The sequence below is a fragment of the Bacteroidota bacterium genome (assembly GCA_016721765.1).
Taxonomy (GTDB): Bacteria; Bacteroidota; Bacteroidia; order UBA4408; family UBA4408; genus UBA4408.
The window spans coordinates 2,037,045-2,053,197 of sequence record JADKHO010000001.1 but is presented as its reverse complement, the minus strand read 5'-3'; the positions used below and the strand labels follow the sequence as shown (position 1 = coordinate 2,053,197).

The following is a 16,153-nucleotide window of genomic DNA, read 5'->3' as shown; positions in this document are numbered from 1 at the left end:
AAAGTTATCACTGAATTAAAACGAAAGTTCTAATTATTTAAGCCCGCAAATGTAGTGTTTTTAGTCAATTTCACCAAACATATTTTGGCTTCTGCTTCCCTGCAAATTAATTTAAGGAGTATTTCAAGCCTTTAATACCTTTTAAATGCTCTAAAAAATCATTGTTAGGGCTTACCTTAAATTTCTTAGAAAGCATTTCAATCGAAATCTTTTCGGTGGGTTCTGAAATGTTAAATTTAAGATTTACATTACCAGGGTTCTTATGAATTATTTCGTTTACTTCATTCACTAAACCATCCGATAAATCAGATAAACTAACCTGAAGTGTTACTGATTTAATTTTCTTGTCGCGCACATCGCTTAACAATTGGATTTGGTTAATTTTAAATTCAAACTGATCCGTAGTTTTCCATCGTAAATCCACTTTACCACTCAAAAACAGAAATGAATTTGGGACTAAAAAGTGCTTCATTTTCAAATAACTTTCCGAAAAAAGTGTAAACTGAAAACTTCCTGAATAATCCTCCAAGGTAAAATTACCAAAAGGATTTCCGGTTTTAGAAACCCTGTGATTCACAGCCGTTACCATCCCGGCAAGGGTTACATCTTTATTTCTCCATTTAGGCAAATCAGAAAGATCGGTAAGTGTATTGGAGCAAAAACCCATTTCTACACTAAAACTATCCAAGGGGTGGCCCGAAATAAACATTCCTATAACTTCCTTTTCGCGATGCAGTTTTTCCATTGGGCCCCAAGGTTCACACACGGGAATTGCGGGTTCCGGAATTTGCGCATCCTCTGCAGAGTCACCAAACAAGGAATGCTGTGCAGCGTTTTTTCCCTCTTGCACATTGTTCCCATAACGCACCACTTTCTCTAAAAAATTATTTTCGTTTCCGTTTTCACTGAAAAAATACTGCGCACGATGGGCTTCTTTAAAGCAATCGAATGCACCAGAAAGCGCGAGACTTTCGAAGGTTTTTTTATTGGCAGAACGTAAATTAACTCTACGTGTTAAATCAAAAATAGTAGCAAAGGGTCCATTTGCTTTACGCTCCGCAACAATATCCAAAACAGCTGCCTCTCCTACCCCTTTTAAAGCGCCCAGTCCAATTCGAATTTCGCCTTTTTTATTTACCGAAAATTTAAAATTACTCTCGTTTATATCCGGTCCCAATACCGGTAAATTCATGTTGCGACACTCTTCCATAAAGAAAGAAATGCTCTCAATATTACCTTGACTATCTAAAGTAGCAGCCATGTATTCAGCCGGATAATGCGCCTTTAAATAAGCCGTTTGAAAGGCAACAAAAGAATAACAGGTAGCATGACTTTTATTAAAAGCATAACTGGCAAATGCTTCCCAATCTGTCCACACTTTTTCGGCTACTTTGGTATCGTGCCCATTGCTTTGGCAGCCGGCTAAAAATTTACTTTTCATTTCCTGAAGCACCGCGATTTGCTTTTTACCCATGGCTTTGCGCAACACATCCGCATCGCCTTTGCTAAATCCGGCTAAACGCTGAGAAAGCAACATCACTTGCTCTTGATAAACCGTTACACCGTAGGTTTCACTGAGTAAATCTTCCGTAACATCAAAATCATATTTAATCTTCTCGAGCCCATGCTTACGCTTAATAAATGTTGGAATATACTCCATAGGGCCCGGTCGATACAAGGCATTCATAGCAATTAAATCCTCAAACTTATCGGGCTTAAGGTCTTTTAAGTGCTTTTGCATACCCGGACTTTCAAACTGGAAAATACTGATGGTATCTCCACGTTGAAAAAGTTCATAGGTTTTTTTATCGTCCAAGGGAATTAAATCCGGATCAATTCTAATTCCGTGATTTTCTTCAATGAGTTGAATGGCATTTTTTATGATGGTTAAGGTTTTAAGTCCTAAAAAGTCCATCTTCAGCAAACCGGCATCTTCAATAACTTTTCCATCAAATTGAGTCACCCACAAATTAGCGTCTTTGGCAACACTTAAAGGTATATAATTCATCAAATCGTCGGGCGCAATAATTACTGCCGATGCGTGAATGCCCGTATTTCTTACAGAGCCTTCTAATTTTATCGCTTCCTTTAAAACTTGTGCACGTAGGTCATTTCCTTGGCGGATAGCTTCCAATTCGGGAACCGATTTAAATGCCTCTTCCAATGTAGTTCCCGGCCGATCCGGAACCAATTTCGTAAGCGCTACAGACTCGCTCAAATGCAAATCCATAACTCGGGCAACATCCTTAATAGCCGATTTTGCGGCCATTGTACCGTAATTAATAATTTGAGCTACTTGATTTTTGCCATACTTATCAATTACATAATCCAGCACTTTTTGACGTCCCACATCATCAAAATCCGTATCAATATCGGGCATACTCTTACGCTCCGGATTTAAAAAGCGCTCAAATAGTAATTTATACTTTATTGGATCTATATTGGTAATGCCAATGCAATAAGCCACTGCCGATCCGGCTGCAGAACCCCGGCCGGGACCAATCAATACCCCCAAATCGCGTCCCGCCTTTATAAAATCGGCTACAATTAAAAAGTAGCCCGGAAATCCCATTGTTTTGATGGTATGCAATTCGAAATTCAAGCGCTCTTCTATTTCGGCACTCATGTCGCTGTAGCGCTTATGAGCCCCTTCAAATGTGAGGTGATGCAAATAATCATCGGCATCAATAAACCCTTGAGGAATGGGAAAGTGTGGAACTAAAATATCGCGCTTCAATTTTAAATGCTCTATTTTATCTACAATTTCATTTGTATTATCAATGGCTTGCGGCACATCGTGAAACAAGGCCGTCATTTCAGCGGTTGACTTAAAATAAAATTGATCGTTAGGAAATCCAAAACGATATCCTTTACCCCCTTCTTCATCGGTTGCTTTAGGAGTGCTTTGCATATCGCCGGTATTAACACACAGCAAAATATCGTGGGCATTGTAATCCTGCTGATCCACATAATGTGAATCGTTGCTTGCAATAACTTTAACACTATACTTGACTGCCCATCTCAGCAATACTTCATTCACTGTATTTTGATCATCTATATCATGCCTTTGTAATTCGATATAATAATCCTCACCAAACAAATCAAGCCACCATTTAAACACCTTCTCCCCTTCGGCTTCTCCCTTTTGCATTATTGTTCGCGGCACTTCAGCACCAAGGCAGCAGGTGGTGGCAATTAATCCTTTGTGGTATTTTAAAATTAGTTCTTTGTCGATTCGAGGCCATTTACTGTACATGCCTTCAATATAACCCATCGAACACAAACGAGATAAGTTGGCATACCCTTCCGGATTTTTTGCAAGAAACAATTGGTGATAACGCACATCACGAGCTTCCTTCGTAAATTGCTTTTTATGGCGGTCTTCAACCACATAAAACTCACATCCAACAATTGGTTTTACTCCATGCTTACCTGCTTCTGCAACAAACTTAAATACCCCAAACATATTTCCATGGTCGGTAATTGCCATGGCTTTCATGTTGTCGGCTTTTGCTTTTTTAAATAATTTTGAAATATCCGCAGCACCATCCAAGAGCGAAAACTGGGTATGCACATGCAAGTGAGAAAAATCCATTTATCTAGTTTGAGTCGAAATTTAAATTGAGAAGCACTTCCAAAATGCGATTTGTAAAAGTAAAAATTCAAGATGGATTTTTTGTTCGTGTTGAAAACTATATTCTGTCTATTACTGATGCGCTTAGCACTCGATTTTTAAAGACACACTGTTTAGGAACCGGGATTGGGCAATAATAAAAAATCATTGCACCAAACACGTTTTATCTTCATAAATATTTTTTACATTTATCCTGAAAATGCTAACACAACTCCCTGCCTATATCTCCCTAGTTTTTATACTAACTACTTTTTTAACTGTGGCACTGTTTTATAAAGCCAGCCATTATTCAAAACAAGTATTGGTAATACTTTCGGTTTGGCTTTCGCTGGAAGGGATTGTAGGTTATTCGGGATTTTATACTGTTACAAATACACTACCTCCCCGTTTTATTTTTCTGATATTAATTCCGGTTTTGCTCATTATTGCTACCTTTTTTACTGAACAAGGAAAACAATTTATCGACAGCTTGGATGTGAAATGGTTAACCCTTTTACACGTGGTTCGTATTCCGGTTGAATTGGTTTTATATTGGTTATTCTTAAACAAAGCGGTGCCGGAACTGATGACTTTTGAGGGCAGAAATTTTGATATTTTGTCCGGATTAACTGCTCCTGTTGTTTTTTATTTTGGCTATGTAAAAAAGAGTCTGGGAAAATATGCATTGCTCGCATGGAACATTGTTTGTTTAGGATTACTAGTCAACATTGTTGCTAATGCAGTACTTTCAGCGCCCTTTCCATTTCAAAAATTTGCTTTTGATCAACCTAATATTGCAGTACTTTATTTTCCATTTGTGTGGTTACCTTGTTGCATTGTGCCCTTGGTATTATTTTCCCACCTTGCAAGTATTCGAATCATTTTAAAAAGCTAATTGGATTTGCTTTGGCAGTGGTTCATTGCTTTGTTAAGAAATCGCCATAAGCTTCTCCAATTCAAAATCAAACATTTAATACCTTTGTATAAAATCTGTGCATCTTATGGGAATGGATACCGTTATTGAGATAAAGAATGTTTCTGTTTTTCAGAAATCGAATTTAGTGTTAACCGATGTAAATATTGAAATAGACAAAGGCGAATTTGTATATTTAATTGGTGAAACCGGAAGTGGTAAAAGCAGCTTGTTAAAAATATTATATGGTGAATTGCATTTGAATGAAGGCATAGGAAAAGTTTCAGGCTTCGATTTAAAGGCTCTGAAGATAAAAGAAGTTCCATTTTTGAGGAGAAAATTAGGAATTGTTTTTCAGGATTTTCAATTGTTAAGTGATAGGAGTGTGAACGAAAATTTACTTTTTGTGATGCGAGCAACCGGATGGGTGGATAAAACAAAAATGCAGGAAAGGTGTCAAGAAGTATTGAATAAAGTTGGATTAGGCACCAAAGGATTTAAAATGCCACATGAACTTTCCGGGGGTGAGCAACAACGCGTTTCAATTGCAAGAGCTTTGGTAAATGATCCCGAAATTATTTTAGCAGATGAACCCACTGGAAATCTTGATCCAAAAACTTCGGAAGAAATAATGACCTTGCTATTTGAAATCTGTAAAACCGGTCGTGCTATTTTAATGGCTACTCATGACTATTCATTATTTAAAAAATTCCCATCGCGCACCATTAAGTGTGAAGCAGGTAGAATTGTTGATTCAAAAATTTCGGTTGCAGGCATGTTGTAACTAAAAGACCAGGGACATCAATTTTTCAGCATTTGCGGCATTTGAATAGTTTTTATTCAATTCCATTTTGCGTTTTTCAATGGCAGTAACTTCGAATTCTTGAGTAAATAAAAATTCTATTTTGGCAATCATTTCCTGTGGATTAGCTCCAATTTCGCACAGTGAAGCCAAGCCGGTTCCGGCAAGCATTTCAGTATTTACAAGGCAAAATCTGCCACTATACAATACGTTTAAAAGTTTAAGTTTTAAACCGGTTTCCTGAAAAGTGAGCAGCATATTAATGTGTGCTTCTTGCACCAATCGCTTCATTTGGGCATCATCCGGATTGGCAATCAAAGTTACATTCGTTAGAAGGGAAGCTTGTTTTACTATCTCTTTTGATGGGTTTAATCCGGCTATAATGAATTGTCGATTGCTTTTAGAAGCAATTTCCTTGAGGATATAAGCAGCAGCAAGGTAATTTTCGGATACTGCCAGGTTGCCATGATAAAGTATATACTCTCCTTTCCCTGCAAGAGATTCTACGGCATCATTGGGGTGAAAACTAGGAAGGTATTCCACTCGTTTAGTGGGGTAATTTTTTTTAAAATAATCCGTATCACTTTGTGAAACGATTAGCATCAATTGCGCATGAGCAACAATTTTTTCAAAACGCTTTAATTTTAAACTTTCCAAATAGTAGAATATTTTTTGCCACAATTTAGTTTCCGCCATAAATAAATGGTAATAATATTCGTGTTCAATATTGCTTTCTCTAAAAACTTTAAATCTTTTCAGCAAGCGGGCATCGTCTAAAAGGTAACAACAGTGCAACCCTTCCAAAATAATAGGAAAATCATCTTTCATTAAATTGTTAACTAAAGCATCTGATTTTCGAGTTAGCACGATAAAAGGAAGAAAATGAAGGCTATACAGAATTCCACTTTTGCGTGGATAATAATTTACGGAAGCACAAATTTCATCCAATTCAGGAGCCTCTTCTCTACCGTATTCAAAACAATGCAAATGTACTTTTACACCCAATTGGTGCAGGCAACGTATTTTATGGTACACATCAATTACACCGCCATAATTAGCCGGAAACGGAACATTAAAGGATACAATGTGAAGTTGTTTATTTTGCAAAAGGCCGGTAGATTTCAATCAATTTTTTCTCTTCGTTTTCCCAACAATATTTTTCGGCTGCAAGTTTAGCATTTGCTTTCCATTCTTTCATCTTTTCTTCGGAAGCAAGCATAAAATTAATCTTTGCGGCAATGTGTTTTGGGTCATGACTTTCTATCATTTCACCGCTGTTAAACTCCTCCATAATGCGCTTTATCTCAATTAAAGGAGTCACCAGTACCGCAATTCCGGAATGAAAATAATCGAACAGTTTATTTGGCAAACTAAAACTATAATTTGGGCTATTGTCTTTATCCAAAGAAATTCCAATATCTGCAATACGTGTATATTGAAGCATTTCAGCAAAAGGAATTTTTTTAATAAAAAACACTTTTGTTTCCAAATTCAACAAGAGCACTTTTAGTTTAAGTTCTTCCACCACATCGCCGCCGCCAACTATTAAAAAAACCGCGTCGCTAACGTGTAGCATTGCTTCAATTGCTTCTTCGGCACCACGATTCACATTAATACCCGCACCTTGTAAAATCACAATTTTTTTATTCGCTGGAAGGCCTAATTCTTCCTTTGTTTTTTGTAATGAAACAGAAGTAAAATTTTTACGTGCAGGGACATTTTTAATTACATGCAATTTTTTTCCATATTCCCTTTCATACACCTGAGCAATGGAATCGTTAACGGTAATGATCGTTTTGAGTTTGGGGAAAATCCATTTCTCTAAAGCTAACCAAGTTTTTTGCTTGAGCGGACGATGTATTAATTCGGGTACGTAACAAAAATACTCATGCGTATCGTAAACTAAATCGACTCGCTTTATTTTTGAGATTAAATAATTAGGCAGTAAGGTATCCAAGTCATTTGAAACCAACAGATGCGGCCTTTTAAATAGGAGGTAAAAAAATAACTTAAACGTATATTCGAGATAAAAGAAAACCCCCTTAGTAAAAAACAAATTCATACGGTGTGTAGCATACACGCGATCATTAACAGCTAAACTTCCCTTTAACTGACGACCTACGAGTAACACTTCAAACCCTTGCTCGTGCAGACACATGCAGGTTTTATGCACCCTTTGATCGGTAGCTAAATCATTAATAACAGATACAATTGCAGTTTTCACGATGTTTTAATGTGAACGAATTTACAAAATATAAGGGGATTGAGATTCAATATTAATTCTAATTTTGTGTTTAGCAGGCTGCTCTATTATGACACTAATCGAAAATCAATCGCTCAAAAAATACAACACATTTGGAATTGAAGCTACAGCGCGTTATTTCCTAGAATTGAATACAAAGGAAGAAATTTCCGAGTTTATTCATACACCAAAATTTAAGAACACTTCTCAATTAATCCTTGGCGGAGGAAGCAACTTATTGTTCACAAAGAATTTTGATGGCATTGTTTTAAAAAATAATTTGAAAGGAATTGAACTGATTGAAGAAACACCAGAATATATTTTTGTAAAATCGGCAGCCGGTGAGCTCTGGCATAATTTTGTCAGCTTTTGCATACAACACAACTATGCAGGTATTGAAAACCTTTCATTGATTCCCGGCTGTGTGGGCGCTAGTCCGATGCAAAATATTGGAGCTTATGGAGTTGAAATAAAAGATGTATTTCATAGCTTAGAAGCCATTCAGCTCAGCGATGCAAGTATTCATAATTTTTCAAAAAACGAGTGCGAATTTGGCTACAGAGAAAGCGTTTTTAAACGAAAACTAAAGAACCAGTTTATGATTAGCTCCGTTACCTTCCGATTAAACAAAATTCCGAAATTTAACACGAGTTACGGAGCCATCGAAACGGAAATGGAACAAATGCATGTGAAGGAGGTTACAATTGCAGCAATTAGTGCAGCTGTTTGCAATATAAGACGCAGCAAATTACCCAACCCTTCCGAAATTGGGAATGCAGGTAGTTTTTTTAAAAATCCGGTTGTTCCCACTGTGCAATTTGAAAATATAAAACAAGCCTTTCCGAATATTGTTGGATATAGAAACTCAGACACTGAAACAAAATTAGCAGCAGGCTGGCTAATTGAACAGTGTGGATGGAAAGGTTTTCGAAAAGGTGATGCAGGTGTGCATAAAAATCAAGCACTTGTATTGGTAAACTACAAAGATGCAACAGGTGCTCAAATTTTAGATTTATCGCAAGAAATAATGGATTCGGTGCAAACCAAATTTGGGGTTGCACTCGAAAGAGAAGTAAATATTATTTAAACTAAAAATCCTTATCCTCATGAAAAAAATCGGCATCCTTGGAACCGGAACAGTAGGAAAAACAATCGGTTCGGCACTAATTAAATTAGGTTATGAAGTAAAAATGGGTTCGCGCACCGCAGACAATGCAAGTGCAAAAGAATTTGCAGAAGCTAATGGACCAAATGCGTTCCATGGCACTTTTGCGGAAGCTGCTCAGTTTTCAAGTATTATAATGAATTGCACCATGGGTATGGCTTCCTTACAAGCCCTTGAATTAGCAGGCAAGGAAAACTTAAAAGGAAAAACACTTATTGATATCAGCAATCCTTTAGATTTTTCAAAAGGAATGCCGCCCAGTTTATCGGTATGCAATACTGATTCGTTAGGTGAACAAATTCAACGCGCTTTCCCGGATTTAAATGTGGTGAAAACGCTCAACATTGTAAATTGCGAAATTATGGTAAACCCTGCAAAAACAGGCGGAGTGCCAACCATGTTTGTTTGCGCTAATAATGCTACTGCAAAAAATGAAACCATTTCACTATTAACTGAATTTGGATGGAACGACATTATTGATTTGGGCGATATCACTAATGCTCGGGGAATGGAAATGCTGTTACCGATATGGGTGAGAACTTATGTAGCTACAAAAAATGGTTATTTTGGCTTTAAGGTGATTCGCTAAAGTCTTCTCATTGAATTATTTTTTCAAGGAGTTTTGTTAATTCTTTCGCTTCCTTAACGGTTAACTGATGCATTGGAGCTTCTAAATCATCAATTTGTTGATCAATTTTTGCAAGCAATTTTAAGCCACTTTTTGAAATTTTAATTTCCACTTCTCTTCTGTTTTTTTCATTTAAGCAACGTTCAACATATCCCGCAATTCTTAGTCTTTCTATGATTCGCGACACATCACTCATTTTATCCAACATGCGTTCCTTAATCAGCAATAAGTTGCAAACATTGGGATACTGACCTCTTAAAATGCGCAGCACGTTAAATTGTTGCATTGTTATGTCGTACTCCTTAAAAAATCCTTGGTGTGCATAATTCAGCTGATTAAAAGCATAAGCTAAGGCAACATATGCTTTATGAAACTCATTACGAAACTTAGTTTGAACGATTGCTTCAGAAATTGATTTTGTCATAATTATTGCGCTTTTAGAATGTTAAAAGTAAAAGAATTATAAATAAAAAAGGGTGCACCTATAAATTTGTGCACCCTTCTCCACTAAAACTAATCCACCTTATTTGCTTTTAACCATTTCCATATTAATACTTACCACTACATCTTCACTAACCAATACTCCTCCTGCTTCTAATGTTTTATTCCACTTTAAGTTATAATCCATACGATTTATAGTTGTGCTAGCTTTAAAACCCGCTACTGTCATTCCCCATGGATTTTTACCTGTTCCGTTGTAAGTAACATCAAATTTCACTTTTTTGGTTACATCACGAATCGTAAGCTCACCTTCCAAAACGTATTTTTTTCCGGATACTTTTTTGAAAGAAGTACTTTTAAATTTCATTTGCGGAAATTTTTCAGCATTAAAAAAATCGTCCGACTTTAAGTGGCCATCGCGTTTTTCATCATCGGTGTTTACACTGTTAACGTCCACAGTAAAATTAAACTGAGCATCACTAAAATCATCGTTTGTTGATAGAATTGTTCCATCATACACTTTGAATTTACCATCCACTTCAGTTACCATCATGTGTGTAACTGTAAAGTTCACATTTGAATGCGATTTGTCTACTGCCCAAGCTGTAGCATCCGGTTTTGCTGTTGCTGATACTAGCATTCCGCCCAATAGAGCGGCACTTAACATTATTCTTTTCATTTCTCTTAAATTTTAGTTTTAGTAAATATTTTTATAACGACGCAAATCTATGTTAAAACAATTGATGTTGCAACATCTTTTATTAAAATAATCACATTGCACTGTATTTCAATACTTTAAAATTGAATCAGAATTGCCTATTTTTGAAAAATGAATTCATTTGCAGTTTAACTATGCGGTCAAAAACCTTTTTATCCTACTTATTCTATTTGTTTCTACTCAGTTTAGGGATTTTATTCTTGGAAAGAATTGGCTTTGCTCTTGTGCATTTTGATTCTTTTAAAAATGTAGCACCAACGAGCTTGCTTCACTCTTTTTTGATTGGCTCATTTATGGATAGCTCAGTTGTTGCTAGTACTTTGCTATTACTTTACTTACCACTTTCCCTAATGGAGTTGCTAGTAAAAAGAAACTTGACCAAGATTTTTTACCTCCTTTCCTCCCTCCTCTTGGCATTAATATTCTTTGTAAACTTAGTCGACATTTATTATTTTAGTCAATACGGAACACGCCTCAATATGATGGTATCGGAAGGTGTTCAGCGCTATGCTATTATTTTTACTTTAATTTGGAAATCGTATCCTGTGTTGCGCATTTTTGGGATTTATGGGATAGGAGTTTTTATTTTTATTAAATTACATAAACGTATTTTTCAGCAAATTAAAGCTGCTGAACCGGCGCACTGGAAATGGATTCCACTGAATACCTTATTGCTTTTCACCTTCACCTTTTTTTATTATGGACCTCCTTTTTGGTTTCTTACCTCATTTAGCAGCAGCACCGCAGCGAATCAAATGGCAAGTAACGGTGTGTACACTTTTATTAAGGCCATTGATCAAAAGAACATTTTTGACAGAGACATTGCGGCTTATGAATTTACAACTCTTGATAGCGCCTTAAAAGGCTTGCGTGCAGCCATTATAAAACCGGATGAAAAATCAGAAAGCGACTATTATCCAAGCTTAAGAAGCTTTACAGCGTCACCAACGGCTAAACAAAAGAACGTGGTTATTATTATGATGGAAAGCTTTGCAGCGCGCAACATTGGTTGCCTAAATGGAAAATTACTATCACCAAACTTCGATCGGTTTGCCAAACAAGGATTGCTATTTACAAGTTGCTTTGCAAGTGGAGTGCGCACACAGCATGGGCTTACGGCTGTGATTGGCTCATTTCCACCCTTATTAGGGAGCAGTTTAATTCGGCGCAAGGGGTTTATTGAATTCAGTACCTTAGGAAATATTTTTGAAAATGCAGGATACTCCACGCACTTTTATCACAATGGACATGGCAGTTACGGGGATACCGATTTCTTTTTAAAGCAAGGCGGATTTAAAACATTTTTGGATGAAAAGGATTTTAAAACCTGGCATTTTAGGAATGAATTGGGCGTGAGTGATGATGATTTATTCGAAAAAATTTATCCGGAAATTTGGAGCAATGATGGAAAACCCAAACTCTCCTTAATTCTAACCATGAGCAATCACGCCCCTCACGAATTGCCTGCTGATTTTATTGAAAGTCATCCGGAAACAAAAATGCTTGACAAAAAAGAAGCAACATTTTTATATTCGGATTATGCACTCGGAAAATTTTTAGACAAGTGCCAACAACATCCGGATTTTAAGAATACCCTTTTTTTAATTATTGCTGATCACGGGGAGATATATGAGGATGCTGATTTTGGGTTTAAATTATTCCATATCCCGGCGTTACTTTTGAACACCTCTCGCGGTAACGGAACAATTACATCAATTTGCTCTCAAATTGACTTTGCGCCAACCCTTCTTTACGAAACAGGCTATACTGGAAATTTTAATTGTTTGGGACAAAACCTATTCGACAAAAATTATCGTGCATTTGCTTTTAGTAAAGATTATGAATCTCAAATAACCTTATGTGAAAATGACATTGCGATGCAATGGGATATGCGAACAAATGCACCAAAGTATTTCAAAATAGATGATACCAAACACCTAAAGTTGAACGAGCAAATTCCGAACAAAGAAAAAATGGAGCTGAAACATTTTGCAGAAAATTACCTTCAATCTATCTCCTACATCTATCGAAATGGAAGATATCGTTTGGATGCGCATAATTAAAGTGGCTTGTGCACACTAATTGTTTAGTTGCCGCATAACTTGAACCATTTGCCACACATCTTCGAATGAATTGTATAAAGGAGCCGGCGCAACGCGGATAACATTGGGCTCACGCCAATCGGAAATAACTCCCATTTGAGTTAATTGATTAAAAAAATCACGCGGGTCGCCACCATGCGCTAAGATACTTAATTGAGCAGCGCGTTGATTTTTATCGCGTGGTGTAATAATTTCCAACTGGTACTTGCCTTTGCTTTGATTTAATTCTTCAATCAAAAATTCCAAAAACCCGGTCAATATATCCCGCTTAGCCGCCAATGCTTCCATGCCTACTTCATCAAAAATATCTAAACTAGCCTTACATGCCGCCATACTCAATACAGGGGCGTTGCTGAGTTGCCAACCTTCTGCGCCTTTCATAGGGACAAAGCCTTTTTCCATTTTAAAACGCGCTTCTTTATTATGTCCCCACCATCCTGCAAGTCTGGGCAAATCCTCACTTTCGTGCTTATGATGTATGAAGGCTCCTGCCACTCCACCGGGCCCGGAATTCAAATATTTATAACTGCACCAGCAGGCAAAATCAACCTCCCAATCGTGTAATTTTAAAACAAGATTTCCGGCAGCATGTGCCAAATCAAAACCAACTAGCGCACCGGCTGCATGACCAGCTTTGGTTATAGACAACATATCGAATACTTGTCCTGAATAATAATTTACTCCGCCAATCATCACCAATGCAAGGCTATCCCTATTTTTTTCAATAGCACTCAAAATGTCTTCGTGTCGAATACAATGTTCGCCTTCCCTCGGAAACACTTCAATTAAGGCCTCTTCGGGTTTAAATCCATGCAACTTCACCTGGCTTTCAAGTGCATATTGATCGGATGGAAATGCCTTTGCCTCGCAAATTATTTTAAATCGCTTCTCGGTGGGTCGATAAAAGCTAATCATTAATAAATGAAGATTAACTGTTAATTGATTCATCATCACTACTTCGGAGGGCAATGCGCCAACAATTTTGGCCATTTGCTGGGTGAGAATTTCATGATAGGAAACCCATGGATTTTTGGCTAAAAAATGGCCTTCCACTCCGTATTGTGCCCAGTCATCCAGTTCTTGTTTGAGTTTTTCAAGCACTGTTTTAGGTTGTAATCCCAGCGAGTTACCGGTAAAATAAAGGGCTTGCTTCCCCTTGTGTTGCGGAAATAAAAAGCGCTCACGAAAAGCGTTAAGCGGATCTTGAGCATCCATTTGACGCGCAAATTCAAGGGAGTTAAGGTACTTCATTCAAAAAAGGTTGTAGGTTAGAAATGGTATTTTCAATTGGCTAAAGATATATCTTTGGGCAGAATTATTATATCAAAAATATGAAACGCGAAAAATCAATATCCCTTTTTGAAAAAGCCAAAAACTATTTTCCGGGCGGTGTGAATTCACCCGTACGTGCATTCCGCTCTGTAGGCGGAACTCCCATTTTTATTGAAAAAGGTGACGGTGCACGAATATGGGATGCCGATGGAAATGAATTTATTGATTTTTGTTGCTCCTGGGGGCCATTAATTTTGGGTCACAACAATGCTAAAGTAAGGAACAAAATTACTGAATCATTAGCAAAAGGCACTTCCTTCGGAGCGCCAACACGCTTGGAAAATGAGCTGGCCGAATTAATCTTAAGCAACAATAAATTTATTGAAAAAATTCGCTTCGTTAGTTCAGGAACTGAAGCTGTAATGAGCGCCATTAGACTTGCACGTGGATATACAGGAAGATCAAAAATATTAAAGTTTGAAGGCTGTTATCATGGACATGTGGATTCCCTTTTAGTGAAAGCAGGTAGTGGCTTGGTAACATTTGGAAACTCCTCATCTGCAGGAATACCTGAGAGTTTTGTTAATGAAACTATAGTTGTTTCGTTAAATAATTTGGAAGCAGTAAAAAAAGCATTTATAGATTTTAAGGGGCAAATTGCCTGCATCATAATTGAACCTATTCCAGCCAACAATGGACTTTTATTGCAAACAGAAGCCTTTTTAAACCAATTGAAAACAATTTGCAAAGAAGAAGGAGCACTCTTGATTTTTGACGAGGTAATTTCCGGGTTCCGTGTTGGTTTTACGGGTGCTGCAGGGTATTATAACATACAACCGGATATTTGTACGTATGGGAAAATTATTGGAGGTGGATTGCCGGTTGGTGCTTATGGATCAAGAGCTGAAATTATGGCACACATATCACCGGAGGGAAATGTTTATCAAGCAGGAACATTATCCGGTAATCCGGTTGCAATGAGTGCTGGGATTGCTCAATTGACAGAATGTTTGAAACCGGGTTTTTACGAAAACTTAAAAATCAAAACCGAAATTTTTTGCAAAAAAGTTTGTAGTTATGCTGATTCGAAAAATTACGAATTCACCATTTTCTCCATTGGTTCTATTTTTTGGGTAGCCTTTAGCCGCGCCGAATCCATAAGAAGCTCTGAAGAAATTGATGCTGCAGGTATGCAGAAATTCAAAGTTTTTTATCATGAATTACTCGAACACGGGGTGTATATGGGCCCTTCCGGTTACGAAGTAGGCTTTATATCGGAAGCCCATAGTGATGCAGATATAAAACGGGCCGCCGAAAGCATGTGTGCTGCATTAGATGTTGTTTTTAGTTAATTTTTGCTCATCTGATCAGAATCATTTCAGAAACAGCCTACATTAAAAAGTATTTTCCGTTCTTTGCGCAAAATTTCAAAAAGGGAAACCTCAATTGAAACATTTGAATTGATTAACTGTTGTACCATTAAATAACCTAAACGATACATGTACTGGATTATCCTTGTAATTTTCTTTGCCCATTGGTTCTTCTCCTTATTTTTTCATACCGCTTTTTTGCACCGATTCGGTTCGCACAAAATGTTTACCATGAGCAAAACAACTGAAAAAGTATTTTATTTTTTTACCTGGTTTTTTCAAGGTTCATCGTATTTGGTACCACGCGCGTATGCTGTGATGCATCGCATGCACCACGAGTATAGCGATACAAAACAAGATCCCCATTCTCCTATCTTTTATAGAGATGTTTTTCAGATGATGTGGGAAACAAAAAAGATTTACAATGATTTTAAAACGGGCGCCATCACCCCTGATTCAAAGTTTTCACAAGATTTGCCGGTATGGGACAAAATGGATCGATTTGGTGACAATATGTTTGTGCGCCTAATTTGGGGTGTGATTTATTTTTCAATCTACGCTTTAGTGATAACCCATTATGATTTATCCTGGTGGTGGTGCGCTTTGCTTCCGATACATTTTTTGATGGGTCCAATTCAAGGTGCTTTTGTTAACTGGTGTGGACATAAATACGGTTATCAAAATTTCGACAACCATGATCATTCGCACAACAGCACCCCTTTTGGTCTTTTATTGATGGGTGAGTTGTTTCAGAACAACCATCACAAATATCCTTTGGCTCCTAACTTTGCTAAAAAGTGGTTTGAGATTGATTTCACTTATCCCATTTTAAAATTTTTATCCTGGATAAAAGTGATACGTTTTGCCTAAAGCTTGGTAAATCAATC

General features: G+C 37.2%; 13 protein-coding genes. 7 read left to right on the top strand and 6 right to left on the bottom strand.

Annotation, left to right across the window (positions count from 1 at the left end; all coding sequences use genetic code 11):
• Positions 1-106 precede the first annotated feature (106 nt).
• Positions 107-3,595 carry a DNA polymerase III subunit alpha gene (dnaE, locus tag IPP32_07615; GenBank protein ID MBL0047943.1) on the bottom strand — a complete coding sequence of 1,163 codons (3,489 nt, stop codon included), beginning with the start codon at positions 3,593-3,595 and terminating at the stop codon, positions 107-109.
• Between the two features lie 238 nt (positions 3,596-3,833).
• On the opposite strand from dnaE, the gene IPP32_07610 reads away from it, so the two are divergent.
• Complete coding sequence (locus IPP32_07610; protein MBL0047942.1) at positions 3,834-4,508, top strand: hypothetical protein; 675 nt, start codon at positions 3,834-3,836, stop codon at positions 4,506-4,508.
• Between the two features lie 106 nt (positions 4,509-4,614).
• Positions 4,615-5,310, top strand: coding sequence for an ATP-binding cassette domain-containing protein (locus IPP32_07605; GenBank protein ID MBL0047941.1), 696 nt, complete (start codon positions 4,615-4,617; stop codon positions 5,308-5,310).
• Here IPP32_07605 and IPP32_07600 read toward each other — a convergent pair whose 3' ends face one another.
• Together IPP32_07600 and IPP32_07595 are read right to left on the bottom strand one after the other, a co-directional pair.
• Positions 5,311-6,435, bottom strand: coding sequence for a glycosyltransferase family 1 protein (locus tag IPP32_07600; protein MBL0047940.1), 1,125 nt, complete (start codon positions 6,433-6,435; stop codon positions 5,311-5,313).
• On the bottom strand, positions 6,425-7,552 hold the full coding sequence (locus tag IPP32_07595; GenBank protein ID MBL0047939.1) for a glycosyltransferase: 1,128 nt from the start codon (positions 7,550-7,552) through the stop codon (positions 6,425-6,427). Before IPP32_07595 ends, IPP32_07600 begins: the two co-directional genes overlap by 11 nt.
• 88 nt (positions 7,553-7,640) lie before the next feature.
• Here IPP32_07595 and murB point away from each other — a divergent pair, with 88 nt between their 5' ends.
• Complete coding sequence (gene murB, locus IPP32_07590; protein ID MBL0047938.1) at positions 7,641-8,657, top strand: UDP-N-acetylmuramate dehydrogenase; 1,017 nt, start codon at positions 7,641-7,643, stop codon at positions 8,655-8,657.
• A 19-nt stretch (positions 8,658-8,676) separates the two neighbouring features.
• The gene (locus tag IPP32_07585; GenBank protein ID MBL0047937.1) at positions 8,677-9,324 is read left to right on the top strand and encodes an NAD(P)-binding domain-containing protein; all 648 of its coding nucleotides are present in this window, start codon (positions 8,677-8,679) and stop codon (positions 9,322-9,324) included.
• 7 nt (positions 9,325-9,331) lie between these two features.
• Here the strand turns inward: IPP32_07585 and IPP32_07580 are convergent, their stop codons facing one another.
• Positions 9,332-9,787 carry a MarR family transcriptional regulator gene (locus tag IPP32_07580; protein ID MBL0047936.1) on the bottom strand — a complete coding sequence of 152 codons (456 nt, stop codon included), beginning with the start codon at positions 9,785-9,787 and terminating at the stop codon, positions 9,332-9,334.
• 99 nt (positions 9,788-9,886) lie between these two features.
• Positions 9,887-10,483, bottom strand: coding sequence for a YceI family protein (locus tag IPP32_07575; GenBank protein MBL0047935.1), 597 nt, complete (start codon positions 10,481-10,483; stop codon positions 9,887-9,889).
• 449 nt (positions 10,484-10,932) lie between these two features.
• On the opposite strand from IPP32_07575, the gene IPP32_07570 reads away from it, so the two are divergent.
• On the top strand, positions 10,933-12,585 hold the full coding sequence (locus IPP32_07570) for an LTA synthase family protein (protein MBL0047934.1): 1,653 nt from the start codon (positions 10,933-10,935) through the stop codon (positions 12,583-12,585).
• Positions 12,586-12,600: 15 nt separating this feature from the next.
• Here the strand turns inward: IPP32_07570 and kynU are convergent, their stop codons facing one another.
• Positions 12,601-13,875: a kynureninase gene (gene kynU / locus IPP32_07565; GenBank protein ID MBL0047933.1), complete on the bottom strand. Its 1,275-nt coding sequence runs from the start codon at positions 13,873-13,875 to the stop codon at positions 12,601-12,603.
• Between the two features lie 80 nt (positions 13,876-13,955).
• Between kynU and hemL the strand changes: the two genes are divergently transcribed.
• Both hemL and IPP32_07555 read left to right on the top strand, forming a co-directional pair.
• Positions 13,956-15,248 (top strand): glutamate-1-semialdehyde 2,1-aminomutase, encoded by a 1,293-nt coding sequence (hemL, locus tag IPP32_07560; protein ID MBL0047932.1) that lies wholly within the window; start codon positions 13,956-13,958, stop codon positions 15,246-15,248.
• 147 nt (positions 15,249-15,395) lie between these two features.
• On the top strand, positions 15,396-16,136 hold the full coding sequence (locus tag IPP32_07555; protein ID MBL0047931.1) for an acyl-CoA desaturase: 741 nt from the start codon (positions 15,396-15,398) through the stop codon (positions 16,134-16,136).
• The last annotated feature ends 17 nt before the right edge of the window (positions 16,137-16,153 follow it).

Coding starts and splice junctions, on each gene's coding strand:
- dnaE (MBL0047943.1), bottom strand. CDS start 3,595: ATGGATTTTTCTCACTTGCATGTGCATACCCAGTTTTCGCTCTTGGAT.
- IPP32_07610 (MBL0047942.1), top strand. CDS start 3,834: ATGCTAACACAACTCCCTGCCTATATCTCCCTAGTTTTTATACTAACT.
- IPP32_07605 (MBL0047941.1), top strand. CDS start 4,615: ATGGGAATGGATACCGTTATTGAGATAAAGAATGTTTCTGTTTTTCAG.
- murB (MBL0047938.1), top strand. CDS start 7,641: ATGACACTAATCGAAAATCAATCGCTCAAAAAATACAACACATTTGGA.
- IPP32_07585 (MBL0047937.1), top strand. CDS start 8,677: ATGAAAAAAATCGGCATCCTTGGAACCGGAACAGTAGGAAAAACAATC.
- IPP32_07580 (MBL0047936.1), bottom strand. CDS start 9,787: ATGACAAAATCAATTTCTGAAGCAATCGTTCAAACTAAGTTTCGTAAT.
- IPP32_07575 (MBL0047935.1), bottom strand. CDS start 10,483: ATGAAAAGAATAATGTTAAGTGCCGCTCTATTGGGCGGAATGCTAGTA.
- kynU (MBL0047933.1), bottom strand. CDS start 13,875: ATGAAGTACCTTAACTCCCTTGAATTTGCGCGTCAAATGGATGCTCAA.
- hemL (MBL0047932.1), top strand. CDS start 13,956: ATGAAACGCGAAAAATCAATATCCCTTTTTGAAAAAGCCAAAAACTAT.
- IPP32_07555 (MBL0047931.1), top strand. CDS start 15,396: ATGTACTGGATTATCCTTGTAATTTTCTTTGCCCATTGGTTCTTCTCC.